The organism is Hymenobacter sp. DG25B, from assembly GCF_000801315.1.
GTDB lineage: Bacteria > Bacteroidota > Bacteroidia > Cytophagales > Hymenobacteraceae > Hymenobacter.
The window spans coordinates 660994-677066 of record NZ_CP010054.1 but is presented as its reverse complement, the minus strand read 5'-3'; the positions used below and the strand labels follow the sequence as shown (position 1 = coordinate 677066).

Below are 16073 nucleotides of genomic sequence, written 5' to 3'. Positions count from 1 at the left end.
CGGCCGCTCCGACTTACGTCAGAACGGCCGCTGTTTTTACTTTATCTGATTACCTGAAAGCTCAGCGCCTTACTTGGCAGCCTGAATCTCAGCAATGGCCTTTTCAGCTACTGCCTGATTGGCGGCGGCATTCGGCTTGCCGGCCTGCTCCTTTACGGCGGCCTGAATCATACCCATAACCGGCTGATCGGCGCCGTACTTTTTGTACTTCACAGCCAGCTCTTTCAGACGGTCTACATCTTCGGCAAAAGCTTTTGGGTCCTCGAGGCGGGCCAGCATAGTGCCCATGCCTTCGAAGTAGGCAAACCTACCGTTGGCATTAGCGGCATCGAACTTGTCGCGCACGTAGTTCCACTGAGCCAGGCCACCGCTTTGGGCATAAACCCCTACCACAGCCTGGCTGATAGCCGACTGATCGGTGTTTTCCAAAGCCTGGGCCTTGCTCAGGGCTGCTTTGGGGTTTACGGTAGCCAGAGCCTGTAGCGCCGCTGCCTGCACCACGTATGACTCGCTGGTGTTCAACTGCTTGGTGAATAGCTTCTCGTCTTTCTTATCCTTCAGCTTAGCCAGCGCTGTGAGCATAGTGGCCAGGGCGTGCGGATCTTTCTCCATACCAGCGCGCTTACGCAGAGCCGGGGCTGCCGCTTTGGCTACGGCTTTGTCTTCCAGTTTCAGGCGCTCGGCAGCTACCATGCGCAGGTTGTTGAACTTGTCATTCAGGCCGGCCAGCAGCAGGGTGCGGGCGGCGGCATCGGTGGTTTGCTTGGCGTCGGCGGCCAGCAGAGCTTCGCGGCGGGCTACGTAGAGCGGCGCGTGGGCGTACTGGTACACATACTCCGTGAGGGGCTTGTTATCCGTCTGCTGCCATACCAGGGTCTTTTCGGCGTCCACATCCACCAGCATGGGCTTGGCGGCCAGCGGCATGCTGAAGGTTTGGGTGGCCTCGGTCATCATTACGCGCTGACGCTGGGGCTTGCCATTCACCCAATAATCAATGGCGAAAGGCAGCTGGAAGATCTGGCCCGGCTGGGTCTGCTTTACGGTAACGGACTGCACTTTTTTGGCGGCGTCCCAGGCATAATCAATGGTTACCACGGGGTGGCCGGTGCCGTAGTACCACTGGTTGTAGAACCAGTTCAGGTCTTTGCCCGAAACGGCTTCCATGGCCAGGCGCATCTGGTGGGCCTCACCGTTGCCCAGGGCATTATCCTTCAGGTATTTCTGCAGGCCGGCAAAGAATACGTCGTCCCCGAGGTAGGTGCGCAGCATGTCCAGAATGGCACCGCCTTTCTGGTAGCTCACCAGGTCAAACATGTCTTCCTTGTCGGCATAGTGGAAGCGCACCAGCTGCTTCATGGCATCCTGGGGGCTGCGCAGGTAGTTGCGCAGGTTGCGGTGGTTATGCGAGTCGCCGGCATCGGCGCCGTACTTATGCTCGGCGTAGAGGCCTTCGGAGAAGTCAGCCATCGACTCGTTCACAGTCAGGTTGCTCCAGCTTTCGGCCGTTACGTAGTCGCCAAACCACTGGTGAAACAGCTCGTGGGCAATTACGGATTCGTTCTGGTATTCGCGGTCCAGCAGCTCTTTGTCGGTCATCTGCACAAACTCGCCGTGCAGGGTGGCCGAGGTGTTTTCCATGGCGCCGCTCACGTAGTCGCGCACCACAATCTGGGCGTATTTATTCCAGGGATACTCTACGCCCAGGCGGGTGGAGAAGAACTCCAGCATATCAGGCGTGTTGCCGAAAATCTGCTTGGCGTAGGGCGCATACTTGGGCTCCAGGTAGTAGCTTACCTCTTTGCCGCGCCAGGTGTCTTTGTAGATTTTGAAGTCGCCCACGGCCATCATAAACAGATACGGGGAGTGGGGCAGGTCCATTTTCCAGGTATCGGTGCGCAGGCCAGGGCCGGCGGGCTTCTGGCTCACCAGCGCACCGTTGCTCAGCGTAACGTACTTGCTGGGCACCGTCATGCTGATTTCCTGGGTAGTTTTCTGGTTGGGCCGGTCGATGGTGGGAAACCAGGCTGAGGAAGCTTCCGTCTCACCCTGGGTCCAGATCTGCACGGGCTTGCCCTTCACGGCGCTGTCGGGGTTGATGAAATACAGGCCTTTGGCATCCGAAATGGCCTCGCTACCCTTTACCTTTAGCTCGTCGGGCTTGGCGGTGTACTCAATATAAACCGTGTAGCTGGTACCGGGCGCCATGGTTTTACCCAGGTAGATGCGCAGGTTGCTGCTATCGGCGTAAGTAAACTTCAGCGGTTGCTGCTGGTCGCCGTTCATCAGTGCTACGGTTTTGATATCCATACCTTTGGCATCGAGACGCAGCGAGTCGGTGGCGTAGGCGTGGGGCTTCAGCGTTACCCATTCCTTGCCGTAGAGGTAGCGCTTGGCATAGTCAAAGCGCACATCGAGCTTAGTGTGTACCAGGTCGTTGCTTTTGGTAGCCGAGGCGTGGTAGGGCAGTTGCGGGGCCGACGCCGGAGCGTCCGGCGTTTGCGCCATGGCCATAGCGCTTAGCAGGCAGGCCGCGGCGGTAAAGGTTTTTCTCATAGGAAAGCAGAAAAGGGAAGGGAGAATAGACGAGGAAATCAACCGGCTTGCGTAGTCTGCCGAGCAGTTGGCTAAATAAAAACTGAGGCAATAGCCAGCACCGAGAGCCTTAAAAACTGCATAAAAGTAGTGGGATATTCTAATTAGAGAAATCCACCACGCCACTGAATTTTGCTGAGATGGCCTGGCAGCTTATTTTCCCTGCCAACCCTGAACAGCTCTAATTCATATTAGATGCGTCAAATATATAAGTCGGTACAATGCAAAGCAAGGTACTATATGAAATATATTAACTTTCTCGAGACCCAGCTTTTGGAAAGCACTTCCGTACGCTGGACCGTGGTTTCTTCCTTTGCGTTGCCTAAGCGCGTACATTTAGCCGAATGCCCGACCTGTTTCCCCTCACCCGCCAACACATTCTGCGCGCGCTCCGGCAGATTGAGCGCGAAGGCCAGCGCCTGCCACCCAGCACAGTGTATGACCTGGTGTACCGTGGCCGACGCTACCCGCCCCGGGCCGTGGCGCAGCTGGCCTACCGCCTGGCTACCCAGCAGCCCAAAGCCGTGTGGCCCCTGCCCAGCGGCGCGGCCACCAACCGCCTGCTGGAGCAGCTAGATTTTACCATTGCCGCCAAGCGCCCTACCCTGGCCAACTCCCCGCTGGACAGCGACGTGGCCGAACAGGAGCAGCTGGAAGATTTGTACACCGGCCGCCCCACCCGCAAAGCCCCGCATGCTCCGGTGGCAGCTGTTGCAGCCGAGCCCACCACGCCTTACGAAACCCCGGCCACTTACACCCGGGCTCAAGCGCTGGCTGAGCTGTTTATCAGTGAAGCGGCGCTGGATGCCGCCCTGGCCGCGCTACAGCGCCGCAAGAACCTGTTGCTGCAGGGCCCGCCCGGCACCGGCAAAACCTTTCTGGCCCAGCGGCTGGCCTGGCTCCTGCTGGGCGCTACCGATGCCGGCCGCACGGAGCTGGTGCAGTTTCACCCGAGCTACAGCTACGAAGACTTTGTGCAGGGCTTCCGCCCCGATGCCGCCGGCACGTTCCGCCTCACGGACGGGGTATTGCCGGACGTCTGCCGCCAGGCTGCCACGGACCCCACCCGGCCGTATTTCCTGCTGATTGATGAGCTGAACCGCGGCAACGTAAGCCGTATTTTCGGCGAGCTGCTGCTCTTGCTGGAAGCCGACAAGCGCGGCCCGGCCCACGCCGTGCGCCTACCCTATGCCCCAGTTGATGCCCCGCACTTCTTCGTGCCGGAAAACCTCTACGTCATCGGCACCATGAACACCGCCGACCGTTCTCTGGCGCCGTTGGACTACGCCCTGCGGCGGCGGTTTGCCTTTGTGAATCTGGAGCCGGAGTTTGGGCCGCCCCTGCAGGAGTTTCTGGCCGGGCAGGGCGTGCCGGCCGCCATTATCCAGCGCCTCACTGTCCGCCTCACGGAGCTCAACCAAACCATTGCCGACGACCCCGACCTGGGGCCTGATTTCCGCATCGGCCACAGCTACTTCTGCCAGCCACCCCAGAAAGTGAGCGAAGCGGAAGCCTGGCTGTACCTGATTCTGACCCAGGAAATAGCGCCGCTACTCACGGAATACTGGCTGGACCAGCCCGCCAAAGCCACGGCCCAAATCAAACGCCTGCTGGGCTGATCAGTTTCCAGTTGTCAGTTGCCGGTTGCCAGTTCGCTCTGCTTAAACAAGGTAAACCGCAATGAAAACCAACAACTCACACCTCACAACCGGCAACTGGAAACTGGCAACCGCCAACTGATTCCCGTGATTCCCATTCAGAACCTCTACTACCTGCTTTGCTACGCCTGGAACCGCCTGCCGGAGCCGGGCGAGCTGCAGACCGTAGAAGCGGCGGAGTTTCACCGGCCGGTAGAGCTGCTCACGCGCCTGTTGCTCACGGCGCTGCACCGGCAGCTAAAAAGAGGCTTGCAACAAACTTATACTGAGCGGAAAGAGGAGCTGCCGGAGCTGCGCGGGCGGGTGCTGCTGGCGCCTACCCTGTTGCGCAACCTGCTACCCCGCGGCCGCGCCGTATGCGCCTATGATGAGCTGGGCCATGATACGCCGCTAAACGGTTTACTGCTGGGCACGCTGCAGCAGCTGGTCCGCTCCCGCCAGCTGCCCGCCGCGCTGCGCCACGAAGTACGCCTGGTGCTGGGCCGTTTTCCGGCGGGAGTAGCAGCATTGCCCCTCACCAGCCATACCCTGCATCTGGTGCGCCGCCAGCAGCACACCGGCCCGGAGCGGTTTCTGCTTCATATCTGTGAATTACTGCACGCCAGCGCCCTGCCCGAGCCGGATACCGAGGGCGCCTTTCGCTTCCAGGACTTCCGCCGCGACGAGGTGCTGATGGCACGGCTGTTTGAGCAGTTTGTGCGCAACTTCTATCGGATGGAGCAACGCCGCTACCGGGTGCTATCGGAAACTATTCATTGGCAGGCGGCCGCCGAGCGGGCCGAAGATCTGGCTCTGCTGCCCGTCATGATTACCGACACCACCCTGGAAGCCCCTGACCGGAAGCTCATTCTGGACACCAAGTATTACGCCGCCGCGCTGCGCACGCGCTACAACCAGCAGCGCCTTATTGCCCCTCATCTGTACCAGCTCTATGCCTACCTGCAGAATCAGCCTAACCTGCCCGGGCAGCAGCTGGAAGGCATTCTGCTATATCCGGCCACCGCGCGCACCGTGGATCTGCGCTACACGCTGGGCGGTTTTCCAGTGCGGGTAGCCACCCTGGACCTAGCCCAGCCCTGGGCCGGCATTGCTGCTGATCTGCTGGCGCTGGTTGTCTGAATCCGTGGTTCAAGCCGATTCCGGGGACTGTTCCAGACGGTCGGCGGATTGAGACGCAACCTATTTCTCATCAACAGTTAGCATCTAAATTTCACGCAAAAAGCCTCGCCGTCGGTGAGGCTTTTTGCGTGAAAGAATCGTCCCCAGAATCCGTGGACTCCACAAAATCCGCCTGAATCTGTGGTTCAGAATTTCGGCACTAGATGATATATCATCTCATGTGTGCTATTTTCCAACCGGCAAGCAGCCTTCGATTTCCGGGCGGCGTCCTTCCGCCACGTTTTACGTTGTGGTTCACCCTCTCTTTTCTCCCTATCTCCTAACACTTCTACGCTTTTGAAACGACGTGATTTTGTAGGTGTGACCGGTCTGGCAGCCGGTGCCCTGTTCCTGCCCAGCCTGCCCGGTTTTGGCGGTACCGCCGTGGACCCCGACCGTTTGCTGGAAGCCATTGATCCGGCCCTGAAAAAGCGCCTGGCCGATGCCGCCCTGAATGCCGCCAAATCAGCCGGCGCCACGTACGCTGATGTGCGCATTGGCCGCTACCTGAACCAATATGTTTTCACCCGCGAAAAGCAGGTGCAGAACATCACCAGCACCGAGAGCTTTGGGGCTGGCGTGCGCGTGATTGTGGATGGTACCTGGGGCTTTGCCGCTACCAACACCGTAACGGAAGCCGGCATTGCCAATGCCGCTAAAATGGCTGCCTCCATTGCCAAGGCCAATGCCAAGGTGCAGAAAGCCAAAGTGCAGCTGGCCCCCCAGAAAGGCTACGGCGAAGTAACCTGGAAAGCCCCCATTGAAAAGAATGCCTTTGAGGTACCGGTAAAAGACAAGGTAGACCTGCTGCTGGCCGCTAACGCCAAGGCCCTGGACAACGGTGCTACCTACGTCAACTCGGCCCTGTTCCAGGTGAATGAGCAGAAGTATTTTGCCTCCACCGACGGTTCCTACATCGACCAGGATATTCACCGTATCTGGCCCACCTTCACTGTGACGGCAATTGACCGTACCTCGGGCAAGTTCCGCTCCCGCGAGGCGCTCAGCTCGCCCATGGGCATGGGCTACGAGTACATGATTCCGAAGGCTCAGGACAAGATTGCGGGCCCCGCTGGTACGGGCCTGGTAGGCTACAGGCAGAGCTACGACATGCTGGAAGATGCTGCCCTGGCCGCTAAGCAGGCCAAGGAAAAGCTCACCGCCAAGTCGGTTACGCCGGGCAAGTACGACTTGGTGCTGGACCCCAACCACCTGGGTCTGACCATTCATGAATCCGTGGGGCATGCCACTGAGCTGGACCGCGTGCTGGGCTATGAGGCCAACTATGCGGGCACCTCCTTCGCTACGCTGGAATGGAAAAAACAAGGCAAGCCTTACGGCTCCAAAATCGTCAACATTGTGGCCGACAAGCTGCAGCCCGGCTCGCTGGGGGCCGTGGGGTACGACGACGAAGGCGTGAAGACCAAGGAGTGGGATATCATCAAGGAAGGCAAGCTGGTAGACTACCAGAAAATCCGCGACCAGGCCGCCATGGTGGGTCAGAATGAGTCGGATGGGTGCTGCTACGCGCAGTCGTGGCAGGATGTGCAGTTCCAGCGCATGGCCAACATCAGCCTGAAGCCCGGCAAAGAAAAGATGAGCGTGGACGACATGATTAAGAACGTGGATAAAGGCGTTTACATAGCCGGCCGCGGGTCTTTCTCCATTGATCAGCAGCGCTACAACTTCCAGTTCGGTGGCACCGCTTACTACGCCATTGAGAAAGGCAAAATTGCCGGCATGCTGGAAGACGTGGCGTATCAGTCGAACACCCAGGAATTCTGGAACAGCTGCTCGGCTATCTGCGACGAGTCGGACTACCGCTTGTTCGGTTCCTTCTTCGATGGCAAAGGTCAGCCGCCGCAGGTATCGGCGGTGAGCCATGGCTCCAGCACCACGCGCTTCAATGGCGTGAATGTTATCAACACAGCCCGCAAAATCGGCTAAACCAGCCAGTCCTGCTTTGCGCAGCCGAACCCTTATTTCAAAAGACATCCATTTTCATGGCAATCCTTTCTCAAGAAGAATCCCAGGCCATCCTGAAAAAAGTACTGAGCTTCAGCACCGCCGATGAGTGCGAGGCCACGCTCACGGGCAACATTGGTGGCAACGTGCGCTCGGCGCGCAATGCCATCAGCACCAGTGGCGCCGATGACAACGTAGCCCTGGCCGTGGAAGCGCGATTCGGCAAAAAGTCGGGCACGGCTACCTGCAACCAGTTTGATGATGCTACGCTGCGCCAGTGCGTGAAGCGGGCCGAAGAAATTGCCCGCCTGGCCCCGGAAAACCCCGAGTACATGCCCCTGCTGGGCCCGCAGCAGTACCTGACTTCGCCTTCATCGTTTGCGGCCAGCACCGCCGGCATCAACCCCGAATTCCGGGCCAAGCAGGTAGCTGCCGGCATGGCCCTGTGCGATGAGCGGAAGCTTTCCTCCGCCGCGTTTTTGGTTGACTCCGCGGGTTTTGTGGCCAAGCGCAACAACAAAGGCCTGGAGGCTTATCAGCAGCAAACCGGCCTGGAATACAGCGTAACGGTGCGCACGCCCGATGGTACCGGCTCTGGCTACGCCATTGCTGACTACAACGACTCCAGCAAGTTTGACGCCGGCCGCCTGACTAAAATTGCGGCCGATAAAGCCTCTATGTCGCGCAATGCCAAGGCCATTGAGCCTGGCAAGTATACCGTGATTCTGGAGCCCGCCGCTCTGGTAGCCAACAGCGACGCCTCGCTGCTGAATGCGCTGATGAGTGCCATGGACGCCCGCAACGCCGACGAAGGCCGCTCGTTCCTGAGCAAAAAAGGCGGCGGCAATAAGAAGGGCGAGAAGCTCTTCGATGAGCGGGTAACCATCTACTCCGACCCCACCAACGCCGAAATTCCGGATCTGACTTTCGCCGGCGACGGCCGCCCGCAACAGAAAGTAACCTGGATTGAAAAGGGCGTGGTGAAGAACCTATACAGCTCCCGCTTCTGGGCCCAGAAAGCCGGTATCCCGGACCTGCCCTCGCCCGGCGGCTGGATTATGGAAGGCGGCACCCAAAGCGTGGAGGACATGATTAAAGGCACGGCCAAAGGTATTCTGGTCACGCGCCTGTGGTACATCCGTCCGGTAGACCCGCAAACCCTGCTCTACACCGGCCTGACCCGCGACGGAACCTTCTACATCGAGAATGGCAAGATCAAGCACCCGGTTAAGAACTTCCGCTTCAATGAGTCGCCCATTATCATGCTCAATAACCTGGAAGCCCTGGGCAAGCCCGTGCGGGTAGGCGGCAACCTGGTGCCCCCGCTGAAAATCCGGGACTTCACCTTCACCAGCCTCTCTGACGCCGTGTAGGCTGTCATTCCGAGCAAAGCGAGGAATCTGGATTCGAACTTTTGAACGTCTTTTCCCAGATTCCTCGCTTTGCTTGGAATGACAATTACCCAATAATATCAGGGTGCAAATCCCGCCATTCGGGGTTGTGGGCGGCTATTAGAGCATCTTTCTTTTCCCGCCGCCAGCCTTTGATTTCCTTTTCGCGCGCAATGGCCTGAACAATGTCGCCGAACTACTCCCAATGCACCAGCAGATTGCAGAAGTAGCGCCCGGCAAAAGTGCGCCTCCCACCTTCGTTTTCCATATGCTGGGCCAGCCGGCGGGCCAGATCATTGGTAACACCGGTGTATAAAGTGGTTCGCTTGGGATTGGTCACCAGGTAGACGTAGTAATGATGATAATGCATATAGTTGACCGGCAGTTTATTGCTTGAAATGTAATGTTTTTGTCATTCCGAACGCAGTGAGGAATCTGGGTTAACTGCCAGCCAGATTCCTCGCTTCGCTCGGAATGACAATTCTCCCTCTCACCCTACTTCTACTCCTTTGAAAAGACGTGATTTTGTGGGCATAACCGGTCTGGCGACTGGCGCCTTGTTTCTGCCCAGCCTGCCCGGCTTTGCCGGCGCGCTCGTCAGCCCCGAGCAACTGCTGGAGGGTGGCCTTGATGTAGCCGTGAAAAAGCGTCTGGCCGATGCCGCCCTGAACGCGGCGAAAGCCGCCGGCGCCACCTATACCGATGTGCGCATTGGCCGCTACCTCAACCAGGGCATTTTCACCCGCGAAAAGCAGGTGCAGAACATCCTCAGCTCGGAGAGCTTTGGGGCCGGCGTGCGCGTAATTGCCAACGGCACCTGGGGCTTTGCGTCTACCAATACCGTAACGGAAGCAGGCCTGGCCAAAGCCGCCCAGCTGGCGGTGCAGATTGCCAAGGCCAATGCCAAAGTGCAGAAGGAGCAGGTGCGGCTGGCGCCCCAGAAAGGCTACGGCGAGGTGAGTTGGAAAGCACCCATCAAACAAAACGCTTTTGAAGTACCCGTAAAAGAGAAAGTAGACCTGCTGCTGGCGGCCAACGCCAAAGCCCTGGAAAACGGCGCGAGCTTCGTGAATTCCGTGCTGTTTCAGGTGAACGAGCAGAAGTACTTTGCCTCCACGGATGGCTCCTACATCGACCAGGATATCCACCGCATTTACCCCACGTTTGGGGTAACGGTGGTCGACCGTACCTCGGGTAAGTTCCGCAGCCGGCAGGCCCTGAGCTCCCCCATGGGCATGGGCTACGAGTACCTCACGCCCAAGGCCGAGGACAAAGTAGCCGGGCCCCAGGGCTCCGATGTGGTGGGCTACAAGTACAGCTATGATATGCTGGAAGATGCCGCCCGCGCCGCCAAGCAGGCCAAGGAAAAGCTCAGCTGCAAATCCGTAACGCCCGGCAAGTATGACCTGGTGCTGGACCCGCACCACCTGGGCCTGACCATTCACGAATCTGTTGGCCACCCGCTGGAGCTGGACCGCGTGCTGGGCTACGAAGCCAACTACGCGGGTACTTCCTTCGCCACCCTGGAGTGGAAAAAGCTGGGCAAGCCCTACGGCTCCAAGCAGGTGAACATTGTAGCCGATAAGCTGCAGCCCGGCTCGCTGGGCGCGGTGGGGTACGATGATGAAGGCGTGAAGACCAAGGAGTGGAACCTGATTAAGGAAGGCACGCTGGTGGACTATGAAAAAATCCGGGACCAGGCGCACATGGTAGGCCAGAACGAGTCCGACGGATGCTGCTACGCGCAGTCCTGGAAAGACGTGCAGTTTCAGCGCATGCCCAACGTAAGTCTGAAGCCAGGAGCTACCAAGCTCAGTGTGGATGAGATGGTGAAGAACGTGGACAAAGGCATTTACATTGCCGGCAACGGGTCCTTCTCCATTGACCAGCAGCGCTACAACTTCCAGTTTGGCGGGCAGGTGTTTTATGCCATTGAGAAAGGCAAAATCACGGGCATGCTGGAAGACGTGGCCTATCAGTCGAACACCCAGGAATTCTGGAACAGCTGCTCGGCCGTATGCGACCAGTCGGACTACCGGTTTGCGGGCTTCTTTAACGATGGCAAGGGCCAGCCCAGCCAAAGCTCGGCGGTGAGCCACGGCTCCAGCACCACGCGCTTTAATGGTGTAAACGTCATCAACACGGCCCGCAAAATTGGGTAAGCACCCGCTGGTTTATCTTCTCCACCCTTCTGCTTTCCTCCGATGCCTATCCTTTCCCAAGAAGAGTCTCAGGCTATCCTGAAAAAAGTACTCAGCTTCTCGCAGGCTGATGAGTGCGCGGGCACGCTGCAGGGCCGCCTCAGCGGCAATATCCGCTACGCCCGCAACAACGTGAGCACCGCGGGCATGTCCGATAACGTGTCGTTGGTCGTGGAAGCGCGCTTCGGCAAGAAATCCGGCGTGGCTACCTGCAACCAGTTCGATGACGCCACGCTGCGCCAGTGCGTAAAGCGGGCCGAGGAAATTGCCCGCCTGGCTCCCGAAGACCCGGAATACGTGCCCATGCTGGGTCCGCAGCAATACCTCACGCCTACCACGTTTGTCCCTGCCACGGCGGCCATCACGCCGGATGTGCGGGCCCGGGCGGCCGGCGACAGTATTGCCCTCTGTGAGAGCCGCAAGCTTACGGCCGCCGGTTATCTGGAAGATGCCTCCTCGTTTCAGGCCCTGCGCAACAGCAAAGGACTGGAAGCCTATCAGCAGTTTACCAACCTTGACTACAGCGTAACGGTACGCACGCCCGACGGCAAAGGCTCCGGCTATGCCGTGGCCGACTTTGCCGACGTGAAGAGCTTCGATGCCAAGGCCCTCACCAAGCGCGCCGCTGATAAAGCCGCGTCTTCGGTGAATGCCCGCGCCATTGAGCCCGGCAAGTACACCGTAATTTTGGAGCCGGCTGCCCTGGTATCGGATGAGGGGCTTTTGAACCGCCTGGTGTATGCCCTGGACGCCCGCGAAGCCGACGAAGGCCGCTCGTTCCTGAGCAAAAAAGGCGGTGGCAACAAAACCGGCGAAAAGCTCTTCGACGACCGGATCAGCATCTACACTGACCCGCAGAACGCTACGGCACCGGGTGGCGTGTTTGATAACGAGGGGCTGCCCGTGAAGCGCATGCCCTGGATTGAAAAAGGCGTGGTGAAAAACCTGTACTACACCCGCTTCTGGGCTCAGAAAAACAAGGTAGAGCCCAGCGCATTTGCCGGCAACTTTGTGATGAGCGGCGGCACCCAGAGTCTGGAGGAAATGATTAAGGGCACCGCCAAGGGTATTCTGGTCACCCGCCTGTGGTATATCCGCGACGTGGACCCACAAACCCTGCTGGTCACCGGCCTCACGCGGGATGGCACGTTCTACATTGAGAACGGCAAAATCAAATTCCCCATCAAAAACATGCGCTTCAACGAAAGCCCGGTGATTATGCTGAATAACGTGGAGGCCCTGGGCAAACCCGTGCGTCTGGGCGGCAACGTTATACCGCCCATGAAAATCCGGGACTTCACGTTTACCAGCTTATCAGACGCGGTGTAGTAGCAGCTAGCTTCCACTAAAAACAGCTGTCATCCTGAGCTTGCGAAGGACCTTATCACGCTAGAACATTTGTCGTAACAACGACTCGTGCTAACGTGATAAGGTCCTTCCTGCGTCAGGATGACAGAGATTTTAAAAGGACAGCTCTTTTAGGTTGGAGCTGATAACTACCTCCTACTTGCCCCCCAGCTGAAATGCTAAGTAGGCTTGCACCACGCGGTTTTTGAGGTGCGGATCGTCGGGGCTGCGCACGTCTTTGTAGTCGGCAACATCGGTAAGGCCGGCGTTGAAGCGGCCGCCGGCACGCAAGCCGTTGGCAATTTCCAGCTCGGCGCCCACGCACAGGCTGAAATCCTGCTTTTTGTACTGGTCGTTTACCTGGTGGCTTACGCTGCCGTAGGTTTCCATCTGGGTGGCGGGGTCGTAGCTGACCAGTACGGTACCGGCCTGTTTGGCCGTGAGCAGCACCCCAAACTGCGGACCGGCCTGTAGGTGCAGGCGGCTGATTTTGAGGTCGAGCAGGATGGGCAGGTTCAGATAGTGCAGCTTGGTTTCGTAGTCTTCCTGGGCGGCTTTAAAGTCAGCCCCCTGCAGGGAGTAGAGCAGCTCCGGCCGGATGGAGAGCGGGCCTACCAGATTGTAAGTGTAGAACAGGCCGGCGTGATAGGTATAGTTGTACTCCGTTTTCTGGCTGATTTGCTCCCCATCGAGTACGGCAGCATTCAGGCCCGCTTTCAGGCCTATTTGAGCGGAAGCCGCGCCGCCCACCAACAGGCCGGCCAGCAGCAGGATAAGTTTTTTCATAGCAGTTGCAAAGGGTAAAATGGTGCGGAAGTAACTTGGCAGAAGAATAGAACCACGGTGTGCTGGCATAAACGTGCCACACAGAAGCAGATTGCGGCGCTATTTCGCTTTTTTTCAACTTTCGCCCAAGCCTCTAAGCCACCTTTGTGGGCTCGGTGTTGTCTTTGCCGCACGTATTCGCCCCGCTATGCCCGCCCCGTTCACCTTCGTACGCCTCAGCTACCACTCCGGCGACTGGGATGCCGTGGACGAACGGATGCCCGCCAACCTGCTGCACTCCCTGGTGGAGTACACCAAAGTGCCCATTGCCGCAAAGGAAAAAGTAGTGGCCCTGGACTCTGAGGAGCTGTTTCGCTACCCGTTCTGCTACCTTTCCGGCCACCGGCTGGTGCAGTTTTCGGAGCAGGAGAAAAAGAACTTCACGCAGTATGTGCGCGGCGGTGGTTTTGTGTTTGTGGATGACTGCAACCACGATATCGACGGGCTGTTTGCGCGCTCTTTTGAGGAGCAAATGCGCCAGTGCTTCGGGGCTGGGGCGCTGCGCAAAATCCCGAACACGCACCCGCTCTACTTCCAGTTTTTTAAGTTCAAGGAAGGCCCGCCGCCTACCGCTTTCGAGCTCAATGGCTGGGGCGACGACCTGGTGCACGACTACCTGAAAGGCATCGAAATAAACGGCCGCCTGGGCGTGCTCTACTCCAACAAAGACTATGGCTGCGAGTGGGACTACGACTTCCGCAACAAGCGCTTCCTGGCCGAAGACAACACCAAGTTTGGGGTCAATATTCTGCTGTATGCTTTAACCGTGTAATTGCTCGTCATGTCGAGCATTCTGCGCATCAAGCAGAGTAACGAGACATCTCGCTAGTATGGGAATTAGTTAGCATCACAACGTCAGCATGCGAGAAGTCTCGACTGTGCTCGATATGACAAATAATACATAAATGACTGAACAAGAACTCCGCCAGCTGCTTGCCAAACTCAATCCGCTCCGTCAGGAAATCGGAAAGGTTATTGTGGGCCAGCAACAGGTGCTGGACGAAGTGCTGGTAGCCCTGCTGGCCGGCGGGCACGCGCTGCTGGAAGGTGTGCCGGGCCTGGCCAAAACGCTGCTGGTGCGTACCCTGGCCGCCGCTACGGATCTGCCCTTCCGCCGCATCCAGTTTACCCCGGATCTGATGCCCACCGATATCCTGGGCACGGAGGTACTGGAAGAGGACCACGGCACCGGGCACCGGTCCTTCAAATTCAACGAAGGCCCCATTTTCGCCAGCCTGGTTTTGGCCGATGAAATCAACCGCACACCGCCCAAAACCCAGGCGGCGCTGCTGGAAGCCATGCAGGAAGGCCACGTCACCTACGCCGGGCAGGAGCACGCGCTGCCCAAGCCGTTCTTCCTGCTGGCTACCCAAAATCCCATTGAGCAAAGCGGCACCTACCCGCTGCCGGAAGCCCAGCTCGACCGGTTTCTGCTTTACATCCGCATGGGCTACCCTTCGGAGCAAGAGGAGTTGGCAGTGCTCAGTGGCACCACCGGCACCCACCGGGCCGAGGTAAATTCCGTGCTCAGCGGCCCCGATATCCGGCAGCTGCAGGAGCTGGTGCGGCAGGTGAGCATGAGCCCGGAGCTGCTGGATTTTGTCAACCGCCTCGTGCGTGCTACCCGGCCGGCTACCTCCACGGTGCCTTTCATTCAGCAGTATGGGCGCTGGGGCGCCGGGCCGCGGGCCGGGCAGGCGCTTATTCTGTGCGCCAAGGCCCGGGCCCTGCTGCAGGGCCGGTTTGCGGCTACGCCGGATGATGTGCACACCTTGGCCCCAGCTGTGCTGCGCCACCGCGTACTCCTGAACTTCAACGCCGAAGCCGAGAATATTACGCCCGATGATGCGGTGGTGGAGCTGCTGAAAGCGGTGAAGCTATAATGCGGTTGAACGTCATGTCGAGCGTAGCCGAGACATCTTGCGTGCTGACGTTGGGATGCTAACTATTTACCACACTAGCGAGATGTCTCGGCTATGCTCGACATGACGTTCTAAAACGCTCCAATTCCTCATTCATAATCCACCCTCACAATTCCTAAAATGCTTTCCCCCGAACTCCTGCATGCGCTGAAAAACCTGCCGCTGGCTGCCCGGCAGGCCGCGGAGGAGTTTATGCACGGGCAGCATGAAAGCCGGCAGCGCGGCTCGGGGCTGGAGTTCAGTCAGTACCGCCCCTACCAGCCCGGCGACGACCTGCGCCGCCTGGACTGGCGCCTGGCCGCCCGCTCCGACCGTTACTACATCCGCGAGTCGGAAGTGGAAGCCAGCCTTACGGTGCACCTGCTGCTGGATGCCACCGCCAGCATGAACCACCGCGACGATAACGGCCTGACCAAGCTGGATTACGCCCGGCTGGTGCTGGCTGCCCTGGCTTACCTGGCCCAGCAGCAGGGCGACGCCGTGGCCCTGACCATTCTGCACCCGGCCGGGCTGCAGCACATTCCGGCCCGCAACGATACCCGGCAGCTGGCGCGCATTTTTCACGCTCTGGAACAAACCACGGCCCAGGGCCAGTTTCCCGAGCCCCCGGCCCTGGCATCTTTGGCCGCCACGCGCCGCCGCAGCCTGACCATCTGCGTCAGCGACTTATATGAGGCCGAAGGAGAAATCATGGACCTGCTGGTTCGCCTGCGCGCCGCCACCGGCGAGGTTTTGCTTTTGCACCTGCTGGCCCACAACGAGCAGCACTTTACTTTCCGCGGCTCCCTGACCATGGAGGACCTCGAAACCGGCCGCACCCTTCAGCTGGATGCCGACCAGCAGCGCACCACCTGGCAGCAGAACCTGACCGCCTGGCTGCGCGACACGGCCTCCAACGCCCGCCGCCAGGGCTTCGATTATCACCTGCTGACTACCAACGAACCGCTGACCCGTGCCATGCGCGAGTTTCTGCACCGCCGCCGGTTTTTGCTGCGCTAACTATTTTTCACCCGC

The 16073-nt window shown here is 58.9% G+C and carries 12 protein-coding genes; 9 read left to right on the top strand and 3 right to left on the bottom strand.

Annotation, left to right across the window (positions count from 1 at the left end):
- Window positions 1-69 precede the first annotated feature (69 nt).
- Window positions 70-2553 carry a M1 family metallopeptidase gene (locus PK28_RS02950; protein WP_044511232.1) on the bottom strand — a complete coding sequence of 828 codons (2484 nt, stop codon included), beginning with the start codon at window positions 2551-2553 and terminating at the stop codon, window positions 70-72.
- Between the two features lie 383 nt (window positions 2554-2936).
- Between PK28_RS02950 and PK28_RS02945 the strand changes: the two genes are divergently transcribed.
- The 4 genes from PK28_RS02945 to PK28_RS02930 all read left to right on the top strand — a co-directional run bounded on the left by PK28_RS02945 (window position 2937) and on the right by PK28_RS02930 (window position 8746).
- The gene (locus PK28_RS02945; protein ID WP_048825491.1) at window positions 2937-4211 is read left to right on the top strand and encodes an AAA family ATPase; all 1275 of its coding nucleotides are present in this window, start codon (window positions 2937-2939) and stop codon (window positions 4209-4211) included.
- A 126-nt stretch (window positions 4212-4337) separates the two neighbouring features.
- Entirely contained in the window at window positions 4338-5369 is a 1032-nt protein-coding gene (locus PK28_RS02940) for a 5-methylcytosine restriction system specificity protein McrC (RefSeq protein WP_197070459.1), read from the top strand.
- A 336-nt stretch (window positions 5370-5705) separates the two neighbouring features.
- Window positions 5706-7355 carry a TldD/PmbA family protein gene (locus PK28_RS02935; RefSeq protein WP_044511226.1) on the top strand — a complete coding sequence of 550 codons (1650 nt, stop codon included), beginning with the start codon at window positions 5706-5708 and terminating at the stop codon, window positions 7353-7355.
- Between the two features lie 56 nt (window positions 7356-7411).
- Window positions 7412-8746 (top strand): TldD/PmbA family protein, encoded by a 1335-nt coding sequence (locus tag PK28_RS02930; protein ID WP_044511224.1) that lies wholly within the window; start codon window positions 7412-7414, stop codon window positions 8744-8746.
- A gap of 214 nt (window positions 8747-8960) precedes the next feature.
- Here PK28_RS02930 and PK28_RS21210 read toward each other — a convergent pair whose 3' ends face one another.
- Window positions 8961-9134: a GIY-YIG nuclease family protein gene (locus PK28_RS21210; RefSeq protein ID WP_316931960.1), complete on the bottom strand. Its 174-nt coding sequence runs from the start codon at window positions 9132-9134 to the stop codon at window positions 8961-8963.
- A 139-nt stretch (window positions 9135-9273) separates the two neighbouring features.
- On the opposite strand from PK28_RS21210, the gene PK28_RS02920 reads away from it, so the two are divergent.
- Window positions 9274-10926, top strand: a complete 1653-nt coding sequence (locus PK28_RS02920) for a TldD/PmbA family protein (RefSeq protein ID WP_044511222.1) — start codon at window positions 9274-9276, stop codon at window positions 10924-10926.
- A 42-nt stretch (window positions 10927-10968) separates the two neighbouring features.
- Window positions 10969-12294 carry a TldD/PmbA family protein gene (locus PK28_RS02915; RefSeq protein ID WP_044511219.1) on the top strand — a complete coding sequence of 442 codons (1326 nt, stop codon included), beginning with the start codon at window positions 10969-10971 and terminating at the stop codon, window positions 12292-12294.
- Between the two features lie 174 nt (window positions 12295-12468).
- Here the strand turns inward: PK28_RS02915 and PK28_RS02910 are convergent, their stop codons facing one another.
- Entirely contained in the window at window positions 12469-13098 is a 630-nt protein-coding gene (locus PK28_RS02910) for a porin family protein (RefSeq protein ID WP_044511216.1), read from the bottom strand.
- Window positions 13099-13285: 187 nt separating this feature from the next.
- Here PK28_RS02910 and PK28_RS02905 point away from each other — a divergent pair, with 187 nt between their 5' ends.
- From PK28_RS02905 to PK28_RS02895, 3 genes are all read left to right on the top strand, one after another.
- The gene (locus tag PK28_RS02905) at window positions 13286-13909 is read left to right on the top strand and encodes a DUF4159 domain-containing protein (protein ID WP_044511213.1); all 624 of its coding nucleotides are present in this window, start codon (window positions 13286-13288) and stop codon (window positions 13907-13909) included.
- Window positions 13910-14042: 133 nt separating this feature from the next.
- Window positions 14043-15020: an AAA family ATPase gene (locus PK28_RS02900; protein WP_044511210.1), complete on the top strand. Its 978-nt coding sequence runs from the start codon at window positions 14043-14045 to the stop codon at window positions 15018-15020.
- A gap of 159 nt (window positions 15021-15179) precedes the next feature.
- A complete protein-coding gene (locus PK28_RS02895; protein ID WP_044511208.1) occupies window positions 15180-16058 on the top strand; it encodes a DUF58 domain-containing protein in 879 nt (292 codons plus the stop codon).
- The last annotated feature ends 15 nt before the right edge of the window (window positions 16059-16073 follow it).

Excerpts from the sequence above, each read along its gene's own strand:
- PK28_RS02900 (WP_044511210.1), top strand. The coding sequence starts at position 14,043 with ATGACTGAACAAGAACTCCGCCAGCTGCTTGCCAAACTCAATCCGCTC.
- PK28_RS02930 (WP_044511224.1), top strand. The coding sequence starts at position 7,412 with ATGGCAATCCTTTCTCAAGAAGAATCCCAGGCCATCCTGAAAAAAGTA.
- PK28_RS02915 (WP_044511219.1), top strand. The coding sequence starts at position 10,969 with ATGCCTATCCTTTCCCAAGAAGAGTCTCAGGCTATCCTGAAAAAAGTA.
- PK28_RS02910 (WP_044511216.1), bottom strand. The coding sequence starts at position 13,098 with ATGAAAAAACTTATCCTGCTGCTGGCCGGCCTGTTGGTGGGCGGCGCG.
- PK28_RS02905 (WP_044511213.1), top strand. The coding sequence starts at position 13,286 with ATGCCCGCCCCGTTCACCTTCGTACGCCTCAGCTACCACTCCGGCGAC.
- PK28_RS02950 (WP_044511232.1), bottom strand. The coding sequence starts at position 2,553 with ATGAGAAAAACCTTTACCGCCGCGGCCTGCCTGCTAAGCGCTATGGCC.
- PK28_RS02895 (WP_044511208.1), top strand. The coding sequence starts at position 15,180 with ATGCTTTCCCCCGAACTCCTGCATGCGCTGAAAAACCTGCCGCTGGCT.
- PK28_RS21210 (WP_316931960.1), bottom strand. The coding sequence starts at position 9,134 with ATGCATTATCATCATTACTACGTCTACCTGGTGACCAATCCCAAGCGA.
- PK28_RS02945 (WP_048825491.1), top strand. The coding sequence starts at position 2,937 with ATGCCCGACCTGTTTCCCCTCACCCGCCAACACATTCTGCGCGCGCTC.